Source organism: Halomonas sp. R57-5, from assembly GCF_900070345.1.
GTDB lineage: Bacteria > Pseudomonadota > Gammaproteobacteria > Pseudomonadales > Halomonadaceae > Vreelandella > Vreelandella ventosae_B.
In genome coordinates, this window is sequence record NZ_LN813019.1 from 3,999,224 (window position 1) to 4,022,095 (window position 22,872).

Genomic DNA, 22,872 nt, shown 5'->3' on the forward strand with positions numbered 1-22,872 from the left:
CGTGACTTCATTGACCGACCAACTCGGCATCGGCACTTGCTCCTTGAGCCTCTTCCAGCGCCGAACGCTCATAGATGTCTCCCATCGCTACCACGATCTTGCGTGGCCCCTCGTAAGGATCCCGGGCATGGGCCGCTAACATGTTGTCGACCATCACCACATCGCCCCGGCGCCAGTCGAAGCGCACGGCACAGGCTTCGTAGGCCTCGCCGACAACCTTCATCATCTCGTCGCTAATCACGGAGCCGTCGCCGAAATAGACATTACGCGGCAGGCGCTCCTGGCCAACCATGCCAAGCAGGTCTTCTTTCACATCAGGCTCAAGGCAACTGACGTGGTGGAGCTGCACCTGATTGAAGAACACCCGGTCACCGGTCACTGGATGAGTGACTACCGCAGGGCAGCGCGTGCGTGTCTGCAGCTCATCGTCCCCAAACCACTGCCACTCGATTCCCGCTTCTTTGAGCCGCGCCTCCACTTCCTCCTTGCTATCGGTTTTGAAAAAGTCTTGCCAGCTCACGTCCAGGTTGCGGGTGAAGGTGCGCACATAAAGCAGCCCTTTACGCTCGAACTCCTCCACAACATCGGCGGGCAGTTGGCGCAACATCTCCCTGCAGTCAACGATCGGGGTGGCACCTCCCACGGGAGAAGGGAATTCGCAAAAGAACAGTTGCTTGCGCGGCCAGCGCTCCAAATGCGAGCTTTCGTTGTGATAAAGAATCATCTGGCGCTCGGGATAGGGGGTTGAACGGTAGGTATTGCGCCCCCCTTCTTTCTTGGGCAGGTCACCATAATTGCCGTAAAGTCCCGGCTGGATAGCCTCGGCAAAGGCTTCAAACTCTTGCGGTGTGGTCAGACCAAAGTTACGGAACAGAATGCCTGCATGCGTGCGTAAGTGTTGCTCAATAAAGTCGCGCTGGGAGGTTGCCCACGCCACCGCATCAAGGTCAGGATCCGTCGCTTCGATCACGAGAGGAAAGACCCTTTTTTCGTCGAGCAGCGCCGTTCGTATCGGTGAGTCACTGTTGGTCGAGGGGCGCGCACCTGGCTGGGATTTCAGGCTGCTAAGCTTGTTGAGTTTGGAACCTTTTGAAAGCTTGTTTTGCATAGCGTGTTTCTCCATTTGGGGTAAGCGAAACTCCTCGACGGGCGTGTTGGGAGCTTCCACGATCTGCGCTAGTAGCGACTGCCAGGCACCGGTTAAGTGCTCAATGGTTTCGCGTCGGTACAATGCGGTGGCGTAGACCCACTCGACTGATAGTCCGGTGTCACTCTCATTGACGAATATCGCCATATCGAACTTCGACTCTTGCCGAGGCTGAGGCATTACCTCCACTTCCAAGCCCGGAATTGAGAACCGCTCGGTTGGCGTGTTTTGTAGTACGAAGAGGGTTTGTATCAGGGGGGAACGGTCGCGCTCACGACCAATCCCCGAAAGCTCGACAATTTTGTCGAAGGGAACATTTTGATGATCGAAGGCATCCAGCACGCTGGTCTGTACTTGCTCAAGCCAGTGGCCGAAATCAATCTGGCCATCAGACAAACGAGACCGCAGCGGGATTACATTGACAAAAAAGCCAATCAACGGCTCAACATCGGGATGGCTACGGCCAGCGACATCGGTTCCCACAATCAGGTCGTGTTGACGGGTCTGGCGATGCATCAACAGCTGAAAACTCGCCAATAGAAGCGTAAATAGCGTGGTGCCACGCTGTGCGGCAAGCTTGTTCAACGCTTGTGATAGGTCTGGACTCAGTGTCATGCTCAGGGCACTACCGGCATGCGATATTTGGCTGGGCCTAGCGAAATCCCCCGGTAGTGTTGAGAGCGGGGGAGCATCACTTAGATAGCGACGCCAGAAGGTTGCACTTTGCTCGAAGGCCTCTCCCGACAATGCTTTCTCATGCCAAGCGGCGTAGTCCACGTACTGGATGGGGAGATCGGTCAACACATCTTCACCTTCTCCGATAAGCGCCTGATAGGTAGTGACGAACTCCTTGATGAAGACAGCTTCTGACCAACCATCAAATACAATGTGGTGAACACAGAGCAGCAGCAGATGCGACCGTGGTGCCAACCTAATTACGGCGGCACGGAGAAGCGGCCCCGAGGAGAGATCAAATGCGCGCTGGGCATGCTCCTCCATAAGCCACCGGGCTTGCTGACTCTGCTGGTTGCTCTCCAGGTTAACCAAGTCGACCCATTCAACCTCCATAGGGTTGCCGGATGCGACGACCGCAACCGGTTCMCCTTCTTCGTTCTCAGGGTAACGGGTACGCAGTACTTCATGGCGATCTACAATTACGTCAAACGTTGACTTAATCGCTTCTGCATCAAGCCTCCCTGTGAGGGTTAGAGCAGTGGACATATTGTAGGCAGTTCGCTCGCGGGTAGAGCCTGCCAGCCGATCAACCATCCATAGCCGCTTTTGGGCCGGGGACAATGGCATTTCCTCACGCCGAGGGATGGAAGTTAGTGGCTCTCCACCAGCCATGTCATTCATACCGGTAGAGATAAGGGGGGCCAATTCGCACAGAACCGGGGACTTAAATAATTCACGAAGAGCCAAGCTATGCAGGCCTGCCGCTCGTATGCGTGCAAGCACCTGCATTGCCAACAGAGAATGACCGCCTAGCTCAAAAAAGTTGTCGTGGCGGCCGACCCGCTCAACACCCAAAACCTCAGCCCAGATTGCCGCTAGCGTTTCTTCCGACTGCCCCTGGGGAAGCTCGTACCGTGTGCCACTGGTCAAGTCAGGCTCAGGCAGGGCCTTACGATCCACCTTGCCGTTGGGGTTCAGTGGTAACGTATCGAGCGTGACCACGACTCCCGGCACCATATAGTCCGGCAGTCTCTGCCCCAGCGCCTCACGCAGTGAACTAGTGTCGAGTTTACTGTCGGCCTGGAGCACCACATAGGCCACCAGCCTCGAACCACCGGGGCCTTCTTGAGCGACCACCACCGCTTCACGAACCGCCGGCTGAGAGAGTAGTTCGGCTTCAATCTCGCCAAGCTCGATACGCAGGCCGCGGATCTTCACTTGGTGATCGAGGCGGCCCAGGTACTCAAGCTGGCCGTCCTCCCGCCAGCGCACTAGGTCGCCGGTGCGGTAGAGACATTCGCCCTGCGCAAATGGATCGGCGACAAAACGTTCTGCGGTAAGGTCAGGGCGGTGCAGATAGCCCCGTGCCAACCCAATGCCTCCGAGATAGAGCTCCCCCGCAACTCCCGGTGGCGCTAAGTTAAGATCTCCATCCAGCACATAGGTGCGGATACCGGCGATGGGTTGACCGATAGCTACGTGGTTGCGCCCATCGTCTTGGCAGGCCCAGTGAGTGACATCAATGGCCGCTTCGGTGGGGCCGTATAGGTTGTAGAGCTCCGTATGAGGCAAGCGGGCAAATACCTGATTCTGCAGTTCGGCCGGCAGCGCCTCACCGCTGCATACCAAGCGTGTCAGACTGGTGCAGTCTTCAACCTTGCCATGAGCCAAGAAGGCCTGAAGCATTGAAGGTACAAAGTGCAGTGTAGTGATGTTATGGCTACGGATTAGCTCGACCAATTGTGCCGGTTCGCGATGGGCTCCCGGCGGCGCCATCACCAGCCGCGCCCCCTGTATCAGCGGCCAGAAGAACTCCCACACGGAAACATCGAAACTGAATGGCGTTTTCTGCAGCACCGCACCGTCGGTCGTCAGCCCATAGGCGTCTTGCATCCACTGCAGGCGGTTGGTCAGCGCGTGATGACGGTTGGCCGCACCCTTAGGACGCCCGGTAGAACCCGAGGTGTAAATGACATAAGCGAGATGTTCACCGTGCAGTGCCACCTCCGGGTTGGTTGACGCATGATGCGCCACGTCCAATTGATCCAGCTCGATAACGCCAAGGCTCTCAAACACCGGCAACGTATTGCGAAGGTGCTGTTGGGTAAGCAGTAGCTCAATACCGCTGTCTTCAACCATATAGGCCAGACGTTCGCTGGGGTAATCCGGATCCAACGGTACATAGGCGCCCCCCGCTTTAAGAATGCTCAGCAGCCCCACCACCATCTCGATGGAGCGCTCAACAGCGATGCCTACTCGAGTCTCAGGTTGTACGCCTAAACCAATCAGATAGTGGGCCAAGCGATTGGCCCGGGTGTTAAGCTCGGCGTAGCTGAGATGCTGATCATCGAAAATGAGGGCTGTAGCTCCAGGCGCCATATCGGAACGACGCTCAATCAAACGATGGATCGGGGCTTCCCATTCGTAATGCTCATCATTGACGCTCCACGTCTCAAGCTGTTGCTGCTCAACGTCACTTAACCAGTCAATGTCACCGACTCGGCGAGTAGCCGACTCACTCAACTGTTTCAGCACTCCCACCAGATGCTGGATCAATATCTCGGCAGCGGCATCATCTAACTGTGACCGTGAATAGCCGCAGCAAAGCTCCAACGCCTCCTTATGGAAGACGACCAGCGTGACGGGATAATTGGTTTGCTCGCGGTTATCCACTTCGCCGAACGTCAGCCCGCCTGGCAAATTCTGGTGTAACGCGGCATCAACGGGATAGTTCTCGAATACCACCAAGCTATCGAACAGTGCCTGGCCACCCTGCCCCGCCCAGCGTTGGATTTCGTATAGCGGCGTATGCTCATGCTCGCGACTCGCCAAGTTTTGTGCCTGTAACTGGCACAACCACTCGTTGACGCGAAGCGAGGGGTTCAATGAAACAATGACTGGCAAGGTATTAATAAAGGGGCCGATCAAGTTTTCTGCTGCCGGTAGCTCAGCGGGTCGTCCAGCCACGGTAGCTCCAAAACAGATGCTATCTTGCCCCGTATAACGTGCCACCAGCAGCGCCCAGGCACCTTGCATTAAAGTATTGAGCGTTATGCGAGTCGCTTTGGCGAAACCCTCCAATCGTTGAGTGGTCGTGCTATCCAGTGACAGGGTTATCTCTTGATGCCCAGCTTGCGCCTCGTAAGGTCTAGGGGKGGTGCTCACTAGGTGCGTGGGTGCATCGAGACGCTGCAGCTGGTCACGCCAGTAAGTCTCACTGGCATTGGTGTCACGACGCTGTAACCATGCAATGTAATCACGATAGCGTCCTTCTGCAGATGGCAAGGCCTCTCCGGCGTAACAGCGCAACACCTCGCCCATCAGTTGCGACGTACTCCAGCCATCCAGCAGCAAATGGTGGCGCGTCCAGATAAAGCAGTATCGGGTTTCTGCAATTCGCACCAACGCCAAGCGCATCAGCGGCGGCGCCGTCATGTCGAACGGTTTCCGCTGCTCCTGGGACAGTCTCTCAAGCGCCGCTTTTAGATCCACTCGTTCGCGCCAATCCACTTCAAACCACGGCAGATCAACGTTGCGCGCCACCCACTGCAACGGCATTCCAGCACTCTCCAGGAAGCCACTGCGCAGAACCTCATGGCGCGCGAGTACTGCTTGCCAAGCGAGCTGGAAGCGTTTGACATCCAGGTCGTCAATTTCTACCTGCAACTGGTTCAGATAGGCTGAATCTTGGTCATCGTAAAGGCTGTGGAACAGCATGCCCTGCTGCAACGGGGACAGTGGGTAGAGATCCGCCAGCTGGKCAGTGTCAACAGGCAAGCCGTCAAGCTGCTCTTGACTCAGCCCCGCCAGCGGGAAGTCCGAAGGTGTTGCGCCACGAACGCCACTAGCACAGTGCTCAATCAATGCCTCTAGTTGCGCTTGGAAGCTTACTTGCAAGGCATGTATCGCTGCCTCGCTGTGAATCTCACGACTGTAATTCCAGTCGAAGCGCAGTTGGCCATCTTGAACCCAGGCCACCACCTCAATCCAGGTACGGCGCTTGCTTTGGGGCGCGCGAGCCTGCCCTGCATTCTCTTTAGCGAGCCGCCAGGCCCCATCGCCCTGTAGGGAGCGATCCAACTGGCCTAGATAATTGAAGGTGACCTGGGGGTAGGCACCACCGACCAGCGCGGGCTCTTCTTTCAAATAGCGCAGCACGCCGTAGCCGAGCCCCTTTTCAGGCACTTGGCGAAGTTGCTCTTTGATTGCTTTTAGGCTTGTACCGGGCTCCGCATTACCTGGGGTCAGGCGAACCGGGTAGAGCGAGGTGAACCAACCTACGCTGCGACTGAGATCGATACCGTCGAACAGGTCTTCGCGGCCATGGCCTTCCAGTTCGATTAGTACACTGTCTCGCTCCGCCCATTGGCACAGGGCGCTCGATAGTGCATTGAGGAGCAGGTCATCTACCTGGGTACGATAGGCTTTATGCACCGGCCCCAGCAGTTGCGTGGTGGCCTCGGTAGGCAAGCTGCCAACGAGCGATGCGGTATCGGCGACGGTGTTGCTGCCATGGGGATTCCGTGCCGGTAGGCTGGGCTCTGGCGCTGTGACGAGACTTTCCCAATAGGAGCATTGCTCAGCCAAAGCCTCCGATTTGGCATAGTCGGCCAGGGCACGCGCCCACTCATCTAGCAAGGTGGTTGCCGGTGGTAGGTCGACTGTCTTTCCTGCACTTAACTGCGCGTAGGCCGCTTGCAGGTCGTCGAGGATCACGCGCCACGAGACGCCGTCTATCACCAGGTGGTGAGCCACTAGCAGCAATCGCCCTCCGCGCTCGCCTCCCAGTGCCATCCAGATAGCACGGAACGGCCGCGCCAAACTCAGACTGCGTTGCGCAGCATCGGCAGCCTGGGTGATGGCCTGCGCCGGATCCGCATGATCGCTTACGTCCACGTGCTCGAAGAGATCGTCGGCTAGCTTGCCATAGGCTTGTTGCCAGCTATCGCCAACGCGCTCAAAGCGCAGCCGCAAGGCGCTATGGTGATCTACCACTGCCTCAATGGCACGCCGTAGCAGCGCGGTATCTACACCACTGGCCGCTTCCAGCATCAACGACTGATTCCAGTGCTGTGGCTCGGCAAAGTTCTGCTCGAAGAACCAGCGCTGTACCGGCAGCAGCGCAAAGGAAGCTGCTTTATTGGGCGCAGCCGCTTGTTTAGGAGCGGTAGCAGCTAGAGGCGTGGCCATCGCCGCCACGGCGGCCACAGTCTGCCCTTCCATCAACTGCTTAGGCGTTACCTTGTAGCCACGTTTACGCGAACGCGCGACGATTTGCAGACTGAGGATTGAGTCACCACCCAGCTCGAAGAAGTTGTCGTTGCGCCCCACCTGCTCGCAGCCGATTACGTCGGCCCAGACTGCGGCTAGGGTTTCCTCCGCTGCTCCCTGGGGAGCTTCGAATGCTTTACCACCACCCGCTTGTACTGGCTCGGGCAGCGCCTTKCGATCTAACTTGCCATTGGCGGTTAGCGGTAAGGCATCTAGCCGTACTATGGCACTGGGCACCATATAGTCCGGCACGCGTTCGCCAAGCTGCGCGAGTAACGCGGCGTCATCGATGTCGCTTCCGGCTGCCATAACCACGTAGGCGAACAGTTGCGCACGGCCTTCCTCGTTTTCCCGCGCTACCACTTCGGCCTCCGCGATGCACGGTTGATCGCGCAGCAGGGTAGCGATTTCGCTCGGTTCAACCCGATAGCCGCGAATCTTGACCTGATCATCCACACGGCAAAGAAACGTCAAGCTACCGTCGGCCAGTTGGCGCACACGGTCACCGCTGCGATAGAGCCGCTCCCCCGCATGGAAGGGGCTGGCGACGAAACGTTCCGCCGTTTGCCCCAGCCGCTGTAGATAGCCTTGAGCCAGTCCTGGGCCACCCAAGTAGAGCTCGCCGGCAACACCCTTCGGTACCGGATTAAGCCAGGGATCCAGCACCCAGGCCTGAGCATTGGCCAGCGGTGTGCCGATAGGCAGTGTGCTGGCAGCTCGATCGGCTATGTCAGCTTGCTGGGTGAGAATACCTACCGTGGTTTCCGTAGGCCCGTAGTGATTAAGCACTTGGCAGGTTGGCTTAAGCTCGGCGATACGTTCCAGTAGCGCCCAGTCGGTCGCTTCGCCGCCCAGAATCAGGCGCTCGTGCGGAAGCACGTCAGCCGGGGTTGCCGCACTCAGCAGTGCCCGCAGGTGGCTGGGCACAATCTTGAGCACATCCACCCGCTGTTCCCGCATATAAGCTGCAAAGGCATCCGGGTCAAAGGCGCACTCGGGAGAAATGAGGTGCAAGGTGCGGCCGGTGCACAAGGCACCAAACAGCACCGTATGCCCCAGATCCGCCGCCACCGTCGACACCATCGCCATGTTGCGGGCACCTTCTGGTAGCGCCAGCGCCTCCAGAACACCCTGTACGTAATTGGCCAGAGCACCGTGACTAACCGCCACCCCTTTAGGCTTGCCCGTGGAACCAGAGGTATAGATCACATAGGCAGTCTGCTGAAGATGGATGACGGGGGATTTATTCTCTACGGCAGCCGGAACATCGTCGGMAAACGCCAGCTCCATTACCGGAACAGCATCGCTCCAGTCGCAAGCCGTACTGCTCAGCATCAAGCGAGCGCCACTGTCAGCCAATTGATAGGCCAAGCGCTCGCGCGGCAGTTGCGGATCCAGCGGTACGAAAGCCCCGCCCGCTTTGAGTACGGCGAGGATACCGAGCACGTACTCGCACGAACGCTCGGCGTGAATGGCAACACGCACCTCGGAACCAACGCCTTTTGCGATTAGTGCCTGTGCCAGACTCTGGGCTTGGGCATCCAGGCTGGCATAGGTATAACGGTACTGCCCGTCGTTTACGGCTAACTCATCAGCATGAGCTACCACCACTTTCGACAGCAGGGTGGGTATAGCCTGAGTGAGAATCTCGCTTTGGTTTCCTTCCAACACGGAGATAGGCTCAGGTAGCGACAGCATCGCAGTGTGAGACCGCGGATCAGCTACGACCTGCTCGGCCAGGAATCGGAATGCCTGGCAGAAACGCTCGATCGTGGTGGCATCGAATAGCTCTGCGGAGTAAGCGAATAGACCTGCTATTCCCTCGGGCTCATCGCAAAAATCGAGACTCAGGTCGAAGTGAGCAATACCCGTGAATACCTGCTCGGCTTGAATGACTAGGCCAGCCACGTGACGCTCCGCCTGCCACATTTCCTGCTGAGTACACTTCACCTGAAATAGCGGATGTACCCCCGGTTGCCGTTCTAGCTGTAGCGCCTCCACCACTTGATCGAAGGGGACATCCTGATGCAGCTGGGCATCGATCAGGGTAGCGTTCACCTCATCTAACAAACGTTCGAAATTTCCAGTGGGATCAATCTGAGTGCGCAACACAACGACATTGATAAGGTACCCAATTAAGCCCTGAAGCTCGGCTTTATGCCGATTGGCAATCGGCGCCCCTACCTTGATATCTGTCTCACCGCTAAAGCGATACAACGTCTGCTTCAATAGCGCCAAGATCACGGCGTAGAGTGAAACGTTTCTTTCACGGGCTAGGCTACGTAGCTGCTCGCTCAACTCACCGGGAAGCGTAAAGCGCAGTTGGCCTTCGCTCGGTGCGGACATCGCTTGGCGTGGGCGATCCAAGGGCAACGCTAGCGGGGGATGATCCCCCGAGAGGCGTTCACACCAGTGAGCAAGTTGGCCCTGCCGCTCACTACTATGTCGCTCACTACTGTGCTTCTGACGCTGCTGCCAAACCGCATAATCTGCGAACTGTACTGGCAGTGGTGCAAGCTTGACTTCTTGCTGTGTGCACGCACCCTCATAAAGTGCGCATAGATCATCGATGAGCACCTGCACTGACCATCCATCGCCAGCAATGTGGTGCTGCACGACAGCTAACACATGGTGCTCCGTGGACAAGCGGTAGAGTGCGATGGTTAAGGGAGGTGCCTGATCCAGGGCAAAAGCCTTCCGGGCCAGTTTGGTGAGTGCGTCATGCAGTGCCTGCTCCCGTTCATCCACGGTATCACCGGGCATCTCGTCACAGATCAACTCAGGATGCCAATCCTGCGCTAGCCGCTGAACAGGTTCTCCCGCCTCACTCAAGGGGTAGTAAGTACGCAAAATGTCATGGCGTTGCACGAGATCCTCCAGCGCTGCATTGAGCGATGATGGATCCAACACCCCCTTGAGATGCAGTGCCCCTGCCATATTGTAACCAGCGCTCTGGGGATCAAGTTGCCACGTCAGCCATAGGCTGCGCTGTCCTTCCGACAGCGGTATGTCGCCTTGGCGCTGATCATCTTCAAGACGGGGGATGGCCATCCCTCGTTGATCCGATGATGCCGCCAAACGTGCTTCGATAGCTTTAGCCATGGCAGACAAGCGCGGTTGCTCGAACAGCGAGTGCAGAGATAGCTCGACGCCCCAGTAATCACTGATGGTGGCGGCTAGCCGCACCGCCGCCAGAGAATTACCACCGCTGGCGAAGAAATGAGCATCGCTGCCTAGCGGCTTACTTTGCGACTGGGTGTCGTCATCCCCCAGCACCTGGTGCCAGAGCTTCGCCAACGCCTGCTCCGTTTCGCTCCCAGCTTCCGCAGGCGATGGCGATGACTTTCCTCCGCCCTCAGCGTCACCATCACTGACAAAACGCCCAAAGGCGTGAATGGCGTAGGCATCCAGGCTMCCCGCCTCCCAGCCTTGGCGGCAGGTGCTGCGCTGCAATTTACCGCTGGAGGTTTTGGGAAGACCGCCTGGGTTAAGCAGTAGCACTACCGAAAGCGGCTCGTGGCAAGCGGATCCCACCGTCTCGCTTAGTGCTTCGACCAGCTTCTCGGCGGGCACTAGCTTCTGTATGCCGCGGGAGACCTCTGCCGCGACGCCAATCCCCTCGGCGCCTTCAGGGGTGGTCACTGCAAAGGCTGCCACGCGCCCTTTGCGCACTGCTTCCACTTCCGCCTCGATAGCGCTCTCGATATCCTGAGGGTAGACGTTATGGCCGCGCAGAATGATCAGGTCCTTAATACGCCCGGCGATATACAGCTGCCCTTCGTGCAGAAAGCCTAGATCGCCAGTGCGCAGCCATCGATCATCGCGGGCGTCGTGGTTCTGTGCATCAGCATCATCGGTGCGCTGCCAACTGACCCCATCGCGGGTGACAAAGGCTTGCGCTGTTGCTTCTGGGTTCTGCCAATACCCGTGCGCCACGCTGGGCCCATTGACCCAGATCTCGCCGACGTCACCACTGGGCAGCGAGTGAAGCCCCTCAGGGTCGACAATATCGATAGCGTGACCGGGTTCCGGTGTACCGCAGCCCACCAGGGTGTTGCCTTCAACCGCTGAAACAGCCTTTCCCTCGGCCAGCGATTGTTGAGAAAAAGCAGTACCCACCACGCCCGTACCGCGCGAATTACAGCTAACCAATAGCGTTGCTTCGGCCAAGCCATAACAGGGTGCTGCGGTATCAGCGGCAAAGCCCGCTGGGCGGAAGCGTTCGATAAAGCCCGTGAGGGTATCGTGGCGTACCGGCTCGGCGCCTGAGAACGCGACCCGCCAGCTAGATAAGTCGAGCGCCTCAAGCTGCTCGTCACGGATACGCTCAAGACACAGTCGATAGGCGAAATCGGGGCCACCACTAATGGTGCCCCGGTGGCGGGAGATCGCTTCCAGCCAGCGTACCGGCCGCTGTAAAAAGAAAGTGGGGCTCATCAATACCGCAGGGATACCGCGATAGATGGGCTGCAGCAGGCCACCGATCAGCCCCATGTCGTGGTAAAGCGGCAGCCAACTGACGAAAACATCGTCGGCACCAATCGAGAAGCCCGTCTCAATAGCACGCTCGTTCGCCATCAGGTTCCCATGGCTAACCATCACCCCTTTGGGAGTGGCCGTGGAACCTGAGGTGTACTGTAAAAAGGCGAGATCACCACGCTTTGGGCGATGCTCAATCCAGTGTTCAGCGCGGCTCTCATCTACGGCATCCACGGGGATCAGTTCGGCGCTGCCGAAGCCTTCGCTTGCAGATGCGACCACATCGATAATCGTTGTAGAGGTGAGCACACAGGCGGCCTGGGAGTCGGCGGCAATGGCGAGCAGACGTGCCAGATGTTGCTGCTTGGCCGACTCTGGAGGGAAGACCGGCACGGCAATCACCCCGGCATATAGGCAGGCGAAGAACGCCACCACATAGTGTTCATCGTTATCCAGCAGGATCAAGGCACGCTCACCAGCCGGGAACCGCTGCTGGAGCTCGCTGGCCAGGGCGCGGGAACGCCGCTCCAGGGTGGCGTAGTCAAGGGTGGTCTCACCTTGTGCGTTCACTACAATCAGCGCCCTGTCGCTGGGCCTTTCCCGGGCCAGGCGACTTAAATGCTCAACGAAGCTGTGGTTAACAACGTTATGGGACGGGTGGCTGTTCATCGTCTGGGCGTGCCTTATATTCATATGCGTACCTGCTGGAACTCCTGGCCGTGGCGTGGGATTGAGCCGTTGTATTCAGTCTTTGGAGAGGTTGCCGTGACCTTCCGCCATGGCGACGACGACTTTGCGCGGCCCTTTGAACGGCGTGCGTGCATGGGCGACCAGCATGTTGTCGAGCATTAGCACATCGCCTGCCTGCCAGGGGAACATCACCGTTTCGTCGGCCAGTACGCCGCGGATCTCATCGAAGATGGCATCGTCGATGGGGCTACCATCGGCAAAGAAGACGTTGCGCGGCATGTCTTCGGGGTCAAGCAGCTCTTCCAGCGACTCTCGTACTTCTGGCTGCAGGTTGGAGACATGGAAAAGATGGCCTTGGTTGAACCACACCTGCTCACCGGTGACAGGGTGAGTCTCTATGCTTTGGCACAGTTGGGTGGTACGCAGGTCGCCATCGGGCTTCCACTCACAGCGAATACCCGCGCGCTGGCAGAATGCCTCCACTTCAGCGCGGTCTTCGGTGTTAAACACCTTTTGCCAAGGCATATCGAAATCACCGTAGTTGCGTACGTAGAGAATGCCTGGAGCAAAGCGCTCACGAATCTCTACTGGCATACGGCGGTAAATAGCGCGGCTATCGGCTATCGGCGTCTCTCCCCCTTCGGGGGAAGCGGTGACACAGTGGAACCAGATTTTCATCGGCCACTCGCGGGTGTAGGCCTGCTCATTGTGGAGGGGAATATGTTGATGGGCGGGGTATTCGGTGGAGGTATAAATGCCTGACGAAACCGCTGAGCGTGGCGTAGAAGCGAACTCATAGCTCAGCAGAGGATGACCAAAGGCGGCAGCAAACTGCTGAAAATCGTCCACGGAGGGAACATCGAAGCCTCTTAGCAACACCCCGCCGACTCTGGCCACCAACGTCTCAATATCAGCACGCAAATCGCCAAAGGCTTCCAGCAGCGGCTGCCCTGGATAGGKGGGGGAAATCATAATGGGCAGCTCCGAATCAGCAGGCCCCTGACGTTTGGATATGGTGTTGGTTTGTTGCGTTGGTGTTGCGCTTTGGCTGTCCATTATTGATCTCCTAAAAAGTCGTTGAGTAGCGTTAACTCTGGGCATAGCTCTTTGCATAGCCCAGGGCAGCGGCATAGCCACTCGGCGCTGGCAGCGGCCATGCCTGCAGAGGTGATGACACGGGAAGCGAGTGCTTAAGGCAGTAACTAGCAGGCGGCACTGCCGCTGGGCTAACCGAGAGCGCTTGCAGATGGTCCGCGATTCCTAAACCCAAGGTCTTGAGTACCGCTTCTTTAACCACCCAGCGCTCCATGAAGGGCAGCGTGGCACCGCGAATGTGGTCGCGCTGCTCGCTCGGCGATAGCACCAGCCCGTGCAGCGGCGCCAGTTCGGCCTCGGATCGACGACGCTCAATATCGACCCCCACCGAGCCGCCGGGAGCGAGCGCGATTAGGGCGACATGGCCAGAGTGGGAAACATTGAAAGCAGGCCCATCAGCGTTTTCCAACTCGGGTTTGCCGTAAGCGTTCTGAGTGAACACCAGCTTTTCTGGCGCTATACCGGTGTGCGCGGATAGCAGTCGCCGCAGGGCAGCGCGTGTCGCCACAGCGCGTACGACATCGGCGTGATGGCGAAGCCGCTGGGCGCGCTGCCACCCGGCTCGGCTCAGCAGCCGGCCATCGTCGTCGGCTACCGGGGCATTCAGGTCGAGCGCTAAGCGCCATACCTCAAGCCCCTCTGGCACCCCTTCAGCTAACCGCAGGCGCTGCATGAGGCACCTCCTCGAGCCGTCGGGCCAGTGCCCGCCTTAGGGTATCCAGCACTTGCGGTTGCTGCTGGCGAATAAAGAAGKGCCCTCCTTTGAACCAGTCTAAAGAGAACGCCCCGCCGGCTTCCCGCTGCCACGCTTCCAGACGCTCTTGCTCAATATCGTCTTCACGCCCGGCGAGTACCTGCAGTGGGTAAGCAAGCGGCGACCCGCCGCGATAGCGAAAACTGCGGCAGAGGCGATAGTCCGCCATCAAGATATCGAGGGTAAGGCGCAGCAGCTCAGGGCTTTCGAAGACCTCCTCTGGGGTGCCGCCCTGTTGGCGCAGATCTGCGATTAAGGCCTTATCGTTATCAAGCCCCGCCAAGCGCTCTGAGTCACGCATTGAGGGCGCCGCGCTGCCTGAGGCGAATAGCATCCGTGGCTGAGGGCGCCCCACATCGCGTAAGCGTACCGCCATGCCATAGGCCAGCAGCGCCCCCATGCTGTGGCCAAACAGGGCAAAATCACCGCGCATCCGCGTTGCCTGCTCTTCGCACAGCCGCACCACCTGGGTCTCGAAGTCATCGATAAGTGGCTCACCCAGGCGTTCGCCACGCCCAGGCAATTCGACGGGATATACCTCGACCCAGGCGGGCAACTTGCGCTTCCAGCGTAGATACATGGTGGCACTGGCCCCGGCGCAGGGCAGGCAGAGCAGCCTTAAACGCTTAACCTGCATTCACCTGCTCCGCCTCACTTTTGGCCTGCGCATCCATCCACTGGCGTAGCGACAGCGGCCGCATATCAGTCCAGGTCTTTTCGACGTAGTCGAGGCAGGTTGGCTTATCGCCGAGCACACCGGTATCGGTCCAGCCAGCGGGAATCGCTTTCCATTCTGGCCAGAGGGAGTACTGCTCTTCGTGGTTGACTAATACGCGGAAGACACCATCTTCACGATCAAAACAACTTGTCATGGAATTAACCTCATCGTTGCCAAAGGAATGAGAAATAAAACGCAATTGCTTCTCATTACTTAGTGACGAGTGAGGAACCAGAAAATTTAATGCTGGAAAGGAAGAAAGTAGAAAAAATAGGGGGAGGGGTCGCTAGGGCGTCGGCATAGCATGACTCTTGCCAGGCTAAAAATTGCTCCAGCGGGAGGCAGCGTTAGCTAGCGACCATTGAGTTAGCCTGAAAATCGAAGGAGGAGAGTAAAAAAAGTGGCTTATCAGCTGCGCTCATCACCGCTTGGGATCAGCCCTGTTAGCATCCAGAGCTGTTCTGCTTCATGAAAGACTCGGCGGTGCTGAGAAGAAGCCGCTAACCACGCATGCAGCGCCTCGCGATCAGCGTCGCTCAACGTCTCTTCATGCTCGCGCATCAGCCAGTCTAGCGCCGTTTGCCAAACGGCATCGTCGCCGCTGTCGTTATCCATCGTTACTGTCAAACCTCGCTACTGCTGCCTGCTGAACACCTGTCTCGGGAAGCGTGTAATATTATCAACGCTATTTGCTGACAGTGTAACAAAGCGACAACAAAGAAGGGACGGAACGTGGGCTTACCGATCTGGCAACGTCTGACCTAGGGTGCCTCTGATTAACGTAATGAGCGAAGGCTAGACAAGGCAAAAATCAACGAAAAAGCGGAGTTTACGAGCTGTAAATGAGCATTTTGAGGCGATTTTTAACGCCGTATAGGCAAGCGCAATAGTTAATCAGAGGTTCCCTTGTAGCGACTGGCGGCAATGAGTCATTGCATCGCGAATCATAAAATTAACTAACGTGGTGGAAATACCTAACAAGTGGGCCACTTCCCGCTGCGTATGACTTCCCGAACGATAGAGCTCAAAGGCGCGCCGCGTACGCTCGGGCAGCTCGTCCAACGCGTCCACCACCTGTGCCAAGGCCTGGCGGTCAATGGCGATCACCTCTGGGGAGTGTGACGCGTAAGAGGTGGTATCCCCTTCCTCTTCTTTTGCAAACAACGTTGACTCAAACACGGAACGACGGCAACGGTCAATGGCGAGATTGCGCACCACCCGTGACACGTAGGATATGGGCTGCTTTACCTCAAAAAGCGTGGTTGCCTCTGAAATTTTTAGATAGGCGTCTTGCACGACATCATCGGCTTGATCAGCATTGCCCAAGACTCTTGCGGCGACACAACAGAGCCGGGGCCGCTGATTAACGAAGATGTCTTCTAACTCAGCGCTCCAGGTCTGGGTATCCACAGCACGGCCTCCTGCCTTGATTAACACTACGGAATAAATGGCAATAATTATTATTTGCGTTATAGCCTGGTAAGTCAACGGGTGAGAGCTAACTCACTTTTTATAACGATATGCCTGCTGGTAAAGCGCCGGTGTGAGGCATTTATACCCCTGGCGCCTGCGCAGCGTTGACTTCGCGGCAAAGATACTCATAATGCAAACAAAAACAATTATCACTTAACCACGTGCTAAAATAGCCTTCCGTACGGAAGATGTCGACGCGTTGGGCTGACTGTGTAGATATGGACACTTAAACATTCGCCATGACGCTTTTATCCACAAAACACAGGCATGATCGTGGAATATCAACAGGGTACTTTCTGTCACTACGTACGCCGTAAAACCACTGCATTATCGGGTACTCTGCTAATCAGTTTATTGATGAGCACCGTGTCAATGGCGGGAAATGGAAGTATTGAAGCGCCCGTAGCGACGTTTGATTTCGCCATTGCCGAGACCCTCAACGCGATTGGTCATCCCCCGAGGTTTTTAGCGGGTCTAAAGGGATACGAAACCTACTCACGTCAAGATGGCGCTATCCCTAATACGACTAACCTTGGTTACCGTTTTCTGCCAAACTATGAACTACTGGCAAGCCACCCTCCGCAGCATATTCTGATTTCACCACCCGCCCATACCAGCTTATTGCCAAGGCTCAGTGAAATTGCCGATGTTAAGGAGTATCCGCTTTACAACTTTTCCGAAATTAATAGCGGACAGAGCCATTGGGAAGCAGKGGAGGCGTTGACGCGTCAGCTTGGAACCCTCGTCAATGACTCCGCTGCATCAGAGCAGTACATTGAGCAAACCAACCGCTACTTTGACGATTTAAAAAGCCAGCTTGATAGCATCGATGAAGCAGTTTTAATGGTACGTCTAGTGGATGAGCGCCATGCCCGCGTTTATGGCAAAGGAAGCGTGGAAGGTATGGTATTAAATCGCCTTGGCCTCCAGAACGCTTGGCAGGACGACTTAGGTCAGTGGGGGATGACGACCATTAGCGCGACACCTCTATTTAGCATCGACGCTAAAATGATATTCCTTGAAAGCCCCTACGACCCTCCGGGTGGGCAGCGTCAACTACTCGCTGATGGCCAGTGGCGGCATTTACCAACCGTGAAAGAAGGCAACTATCTCATTATTCCTACTAACTACTGGTCTTGGGGAGGCCTACCTGCGGCACTGCATTTTGCCGACAGTCTTGCCAGCCATCTTCTTGAAAGCGCCGCACCGCCATTAAGATAGGCGATGCGGCGCGAGCGATTAAAACACCCAATTCAGTGCCTATGCGCTACCACTTGTAGGACACAGTACCCAGCACAGTGCGTTCGGCCCCCCAATAGCAACGCCCTCCGTTGTTACAGCGAGCCACATACTCACGATCAAAGAGGTTATTGGCGTTAAGATTGGCACTCCAGTTATTGCCAAAATCATAACCGATGGCCGCATCAACGAGTGTCTCACTACCTACCTCTAGAGTGCCATAATCTAGGCTCTCCGGCGGGTAGGCGTAGGACTTGCCCAAGTAACGGACACCGAGACCCGTTTGCAGGCCGTTCAAAGCCCCCTGCCGGAAAGTATAATTGGCCCAAACAGAGGCCTGATGACGCGGAATCCCTGTAATTTGCTCATCTTCTAAACGCGAACCGGCATCTTCGACAATCCTGGCATCGATATAACTATAGGCAGCAGTCAGGCTCAGGCTTTCGCTAATACCGCTCTTAACCTCTACTTCTAAACCCTGGGATTGTGTCTCACCAATCTGGCGATAGTCACCGGAGCTGCCGTCGTAGCTAACATCATCTTGCTTAGTGATGTCATAAGCAGAAACCGTTACCTGGGTATTCCAACCCTCCGGCTCGTATTTCACCCCTAGCTCTACTTGGTCGCCGGTAATAGGTTTGAAGTTGTCTTCAGTGTTAAGTTGAACCGGCACGAAAGTGGTAGAGTAACTCACGTAAGGAGAGATGCCGTTGTCAAACTGATACATCAACCCGGTTTGCCAGCTGAATGCTTCGTCGGAGCGCTGAGTATCTTCATTAGCTGCAGTATAATCATCGTATTCACTATCCGCCCAGTCGTAACGACCTCCCACCAATGCAATCAACCCGCCGACTTTGCCCTGCCATTGAGCATAAGTTCCGGCCAAATTTTGCTTTAGATCGCCATCACTAGAGAGACTGGAGGTTTGCGGCTCGCTGCTATACTGAGGGTCAAAAATATCAATAAGATAGAATTCACCACTGGCAATGTCACTAGCATACTGGCTCTGTACGAATGACGTCCTATCGAAGCTGGCGCCGAACAACATAGTGTTTTCGAGCGCTCCGGTGGTCACATTGCCGACCACTTGGTTATCAATGGAGTAGATTCTAGACTCGTTGGCGCGATCAAGATTATAGGCGCCAATGTTAGAACCGTAACCTGCATCAACGAACTGCAACCAGGTTTCCTGCCGATCTACCAGAGATCGCGTATACCGCCCGTTTTGGCGAAACGTCCAATCATTATCAAAGCGGTGCTCGTATTCGTAACCTAATGTCCAAAATTCCCGCTCAAAGCCATCCCAGTCAGGGTGCCCTAGGTTGGTGTCGGTGCTCAATTTACCGCCTGGATTGTCGAGCAGAGTACCCGACGCCGGTAGCCCTAATTGAATCTCGGTGCTGTCTTTTTGATATTGTCCCAGCAATGTCAGGGTATCCCTATCGCTCAGATCGATGGCCAGCGAAGGGGCAAAGTAGATCCGGTCGTCCTCCATGCTATTGATTTGCGTATCAGCCTCGCGAATCAGGGACACCATTCGACCACGGACGCTGCCATCTTCATTCAGAGCGCCCGACACATCAGAGGAGAACTGCCGTCGGTCATGGGKTCCATAGCTAAGATTGACCTCTCCCTGTCGTTCATAAGTTGGGCGTTTACTGACCAGGTTTACTAACCCACCGGGCACGTTTTCGCCGTACAGAATTGAAGTCGGCCCCTTGAGTACTTCTACTCTCTCTAGACCATAAGGCTCGGCCGAAGTGGCATAGGCATTGGACTGCACGCGCAAACCATCGCGGTAGGTACCGTAACCATAATCCCTTTGGTTCATGCCGCGAATGTAGAAAATATCGCCTGCCAGAGCATCACCGCCAGGGTAGTTAGCACTGTTAACACCTGGCACATAATCTAAAATGTTACCTAGTGTTTGTGCTCCCTGATCCTCAATCTGATTCCTCGTTACCACCGAAATGGCGCGTGGTGTTTCAGACAGTGGGGTATCAGTTTTAGTTGCCGTTAGACTGCGATCTGCCTGATAACCCACATCTGGCCCCTGTGCCCCCACTCGCTCTGCTGTTACCGTCAGACTCTCCAATTCGGAGACCGATTCTTCTTCCTGAGCTGCTGAATAAACTGGCACCGCAACCAATGTGACGACCAACAACCCGCTTTGACAATACAGCGCGTATTTTCCCTTGAGCATACAACCGTTCCCCTTTTAAAAGGCTGATAAATTTTCAATAAAATAAATTATTATGATTATCATTTGCATTTTATGGTAAAAACTTTCCTCACCTCAAGTTCTCTTTGCCATTTCCCGTTCTCAAACCATAAGCAAATTCTCTTTTTTCAGAACGCTTACTTATTCCCGCTCTTTCACCTGAAGAGCAGTTTTGAACAGCGCGCCGCACAGAACATTCGAACTAGAACCTCGCTATGCAGAATGCCATCAGGGATACAGGGGTCGTTTAAAGCCAGCAGACTTAGTTTCTGCCCTGCTAAAAGTGCGAAGATCATCACTGTCATCTCCGTGTCATGAATGGCTAGTTACATTGAATAGATACAGTTTTGCCATTCACTAATACACGATGAATGCCCAGGGGAAATACAATGCTTGATAGCAGCAATGACCTACTCGAAACGGTGAAACAGGCGGCGTACGAGGCAGGTGCGCTGTTACGCGAGGGGTATTCGCTAAAGGGAAGAATTGCCTTTGAGCAAAAGGGGGCGTCAGACTTTGTCAGCTACTACGATACGGCCGCCGAGAACATCATTATCGACTGTATCAACAGCGCTTTTCCCGATATCGCTTTCCTAGGTGAAGAGAGCGGGCTGACGCCAACCGATAGTGACTATACCGTCATCATTGACCCTCTTGATGGCACCAGCAACTTTCTGCATGGGGTGCCTCACTTCTCGGTCTCCATAGCGGTTACCAAGGGCGATGAGCTGATCATCGGCATTGTCTATCAACCGCTGCTTGATGAAATGCTTTGGGCCAGCCTTGGCACCGGCGTCTTCCTCAACGACACGCCGCTCACGACGCCTGAACCGCGCCCACTGAACGAGATGCTGGTAAGCACCTGCCTGCCCTACCACGCTAAAGGCGACTTCACGACGTCCATAAATCAACTCGCCGTGCTAATGCCCCAAGTGGCTGGCATCCGCAGCCCAGGTTCTGCGGCGCTGGAGATCGCCTATCTCAGTCTAGGCCGCTTTGATGCCTTTTGGTCTCAAGGCGCGGCGCTTGAATTTTGGGATATCGCCGCCGGTATTGTGATTGCCCGAGAGGCTGGTTACACCGTCACGGATCTCACTGGCGAGCCGAACCCCGCTCAATGGAACAGTTTACTTGCGGCACACCCCGAAAAACATAGCCAACTGCTAGCGTGTTTAGCGCCTTACTGATAAACGATCAACGTCATTTCTAATCGCATCGGTTAGCCAATCAAGCAAAGGCTAACCGCCTAAGACCTACCCCTCGTCTGCTTTCCCCAAGGACGTTTACCCTCTATCACGTAAATCTTTTCATTTTTTTGTTAAAAATGAGAACCATTAGCACTAGAATGGAGGCATTATCATCAACCCTATCGCTAGGAGTCATTCATGTTCGAGGTCAAAGGCGCCACCTTTGAAATCAATGGTAAGCAGATTTTAAATCCCATTGACCACAGCTTTCATGAGGGCAAGGTTTACGGCCTGATTGGCCATAACGGCTCGGGTAAGTCGACGCTGATCAAGCTCATGGCCCAGCAGCAGCCAGTAAGCCAGGGGGAGGTTCACTTTGACCAGCGCCCGCTGAGTGACTGGGGAAATCGTGAGTTCGCCCGTCAGGTGGCTTACCTGCCCCAGCATTTACCAAGTGCAGAAAGTCTTACCGGGCGTGAGCTAGTCGCCTTTGGCCGCTACCCATGGCACGGGCTGCTAGGCCGCCACACCCAGAAAGACAAAGATGCCATTGATCGCGCCATTGCCCTGACCCACACAGAGGCCTTTGCCGACCGCTTGGTCGACACGCTCTCCGGTGGTGAACGTCAGCGAGTCTGGCTGGCGATGCTACTCGCCCAGGGCAGCCGCTTCCTGCTGTTGGATGAGCCGCTAGCGGCCCTGGATATCGCCCACCAAATCGAAGTGCTGGCGCTGATCCGCAAGCTGTGCGACGAGCTGAACTTGGGGGTTATTATCGTGCTGCATGATATCAACATGGCCTCGCGCTACTGCGACGAGCTGATGGCACTGCACAGCGGCCGCCTACTCGCCCACGGCGCCCCCAACGATATGATGTGCGACAGCACCTTAGAGGCTATTTATGGTCTACCGATGCAGGTCATGAAACACCCCAACGGAGAGCACAATATCGCCGTGGCGCAATAACGCTATTGTCCGAGGCAAGATACTTTTTAAAAGCMCTCATTCGCAATCAAATGCTTCAACTGATACGCATTATCGATTAAGCTGAATGCCACATGTCCCTGTGTGCTGTGTCAAAMCCTATGTGAAAGCCCTTGTTTGAAAGACCTGCGATGGAGCCTCGCGATGCCCTCTGCTCTGCGTCAGCCACAACTGTTCGAGCCTTCGTTAGCGTCCTGCTACACCGGGCCGTTGGCGAACTTTACGCCGCCGTTAATAGGTGGAACGCCACCGCTGGAAGCGTTCAAAACAGCCCGTTGGCGGAATGCCGATTGGCTTAAAGAGGATCTCTCCCGTTTCGCTGGGCAGTACCCAGACGGAGACCAGCGGGCAGTGGTATCGATCTGGTCGAAGTGGCACTTAAGCGCGCTAACCGTTCCCACACTGACAGCCAATCTGCTGCTTAACCGTGACTTGCCGGTGGGGCTAGACGACATGCAGGTTCTCTTTAACGATAAAGGCGCTACCTCGCGGCTGTGGGTACCCCACGAAGGCACCCCGATAACCACGCAAGATCCTTTTGAGCGTTTTGCTACTTTGATTGAGCAGCACTGGGCACCGTTAATTGAGCAATTAGCGGCCATCTCCGGCGCCGCTCAGCGGGTGTTCTGGAGCAATGCCGGTGGCTATCTGGATTTTTACGTCAATGCGCTAGGCGAGCACCCACTGGCTAATCGGCAGGCGTTTGAAGCAGCCAAGTCGCTGCTGGAAGCACGCACCCTGCCCAACGGCAAGCGCAACCCGCTGTTTCAGCCGGTGCGTTACTTTACGCCTAAGGGGAGTGAGGAGGTTAAGCGGGTGCGCAAGCTCTGCTGCCTGCGTTACTTACTGGATGAGTTTGATACCTGCGGTACCTGCCCACTTGAGGGCTGCGACCTGGAGGCGCGCAAACGCGCCAAACAGGCCGCCCGTTAAAGCGGT

Annotated in this window: 12 protein-coding genes; 4 read left to right on the plus strand and 8 right to left on the minus strand. The window is 56.0% G+C overall.

Features of this window, described 5'->3' with window-relative positions:
- Positions 1-7: 7 nt before the first annotated feature.
- The 7 genes from HALO_RS18270 to HALO_RS18300 all read right to left on the minus strand — a co-directional run bounded on the left by HALO_RS18270 (position 8) and on the right by HALO_RS18300 (position 16,239).
- The gene (locus tag HALO_RS18270) at positions 8-12,265 is read right to left on the minus strand and encodes a non-ribosomal peptide synthetase (protein ID WP_157693184.1); all 12,258 of its coding nucleotides are present in this window, start codon (positions 12,263-12,265) and stop codon (positions 8-10) included.
- A gap of 51 nt (positions 12,266-12,316) precedes the next feature.
- Positions 12,317-13,318, minus strand: coding sequence for a TauD/TfdA family dioxygenase (locus HALO_RS18275; RefSeq protein WP_050713811.1), 1,002 nt, complete (start codon positions 13,316-13,318; stop codon positions 12,317-12,319).
- Between the two features lie 31 nt (positions 13,319-13,349).
- Positions 13,350-14,030, minus strand: a complete 681-nt coding sequence (locus HALO_RS18280) for a 4'-phosphopantetheinyl transferase family protein (protein WP_035583102.1) — start codon at positions 14,028-14,030, stop codon at positions 13,350-13,352.
- Positions 14,008-14,748, minus strand: coding sequence for a thioesterase II family protein (locus tag HALO_RS18285; protein ID WP_050713812.1), 741 nt, complete (start codon positions 14,746-14,748; stop codon positions 14,008-14,010). The genes HALO_RS18280 and HALO_RS18285 overlap by 23 nt, the downstream gene beginning before the upstream one ends.
- On the minus strand, positions 14,738-14,983 hold the full coding sequence (locus HALO_RS18290; RefSeq protein ID WP_035583099.1) for an MbtH family protein: 246 nt from the start codon (positions 14,981-14,983) through the stop codon (positions 14,738-14,740). The genes HALO_RS18285 and HALO_RS18290 overlap by 11 nt, the downstream gene beginning before the upstream one ends.
- A 254-nt stretch (positions 14,984-15,237) precedes the next feature.
- Positions 15,238-15,456 (minus strand): FecR/PupR family sigma factor regulator, encoded by a 219-nt coding sequence (locus tag HALO_RS18295; RefSeq protein ID WP_231896749.1) that lies wholly within the window; start codon positions 15,454-15,456, stop codon positions 15,238-15,240.
- Between the two features lie 267 nt (positions 15,457-15,723).
- Positions 15,724-16,239, minus strand: coding sequence for an RNA polymerase factor sigma-70 (locus HALO_RS18300; protein WP_035577079.1), 516 nt, complete (start codon positions 16,237-16,239; stop codon positions 15,724-15,726).
- Positions 16,240-16,575: 336 nt separating this feature from the next.
- Here HALO_RS18300 and HALO_RS18305 point away from each other — a divergent pair, with 336 nt between their 5' ends.
- On the plus strand, positions 16,576-17,523 hold the full coding sequence (locus tag HALO_RS18305) for an ABC transporter substrate-binding protein (protein WP_157693185.1): 948 nt from the start codon (positions 16,576-16,578) through the stop codon (positions 17,521-17,523).
- Between the two features lie 46 nt (positions 17,524-17,569).
- Here HALO_RS18305 and HALO_RS18310 read toward each other — a convergent pair whose 3' ends face one another.
- Positions 17,570-19,744, minus strand: coding sequence for a TonB-dependent siderophore receptor (locus HALO_RS18310; RefSeq protein WP_092490866.1), 2,175 nt, complete (start codon positions 19,742-19,744; stop codon positions 17,570-17,572).
- A 407-nt stretch (positions 19,745-20,151) separates the two neighbouring features.
- Here HALO_RS18310 and HALO_RS18315 point away from each other — a divergent pair, with 407 nt between their 5' ends.
- The 3 genes from HALO_RS18315 (at position 20,152) to fhuF (ending at position 22,866) form a co-directional block, all read left to right on the plus strand.
- The gene (locus tag HALO_RS18315) at positions 20,152-20,949 is read left to right on the plus strand and encodes an inositol monophosphatase family protein (RefSeq protein WP_050713814.1); all 798 of its coding nucleotides are present in this window, start codon (positions 20,152-20,154) and stop codon (positions 20,947-20,949) included.
- Positions 20,950-21,147: 198 nt separating this feature from the next.
- Entirely contained in the window at positions 21,148-21,915 is a 768-nt protein-coding gene (locus HALO_RS18320) for an ABC transporter ATP-binding protein (RefSeq protein ID WP_035577068.1), read from the plus strand.
- Between the two features lie 162 nt (positions 21,916-22,077).
- Positions 22,078-22,866, plus strand: a complete 789-nt coding sequence (gene fhuF / locus HALO_RS18325; protein WP_035577067.1) for a siderophore-iron reductase FhuF — start codon at positions 22,078-22,080, stop codon at positions 22,864-22,866.
- Positions 22,867-22,872: the final 6 nt, after the last annotated feature.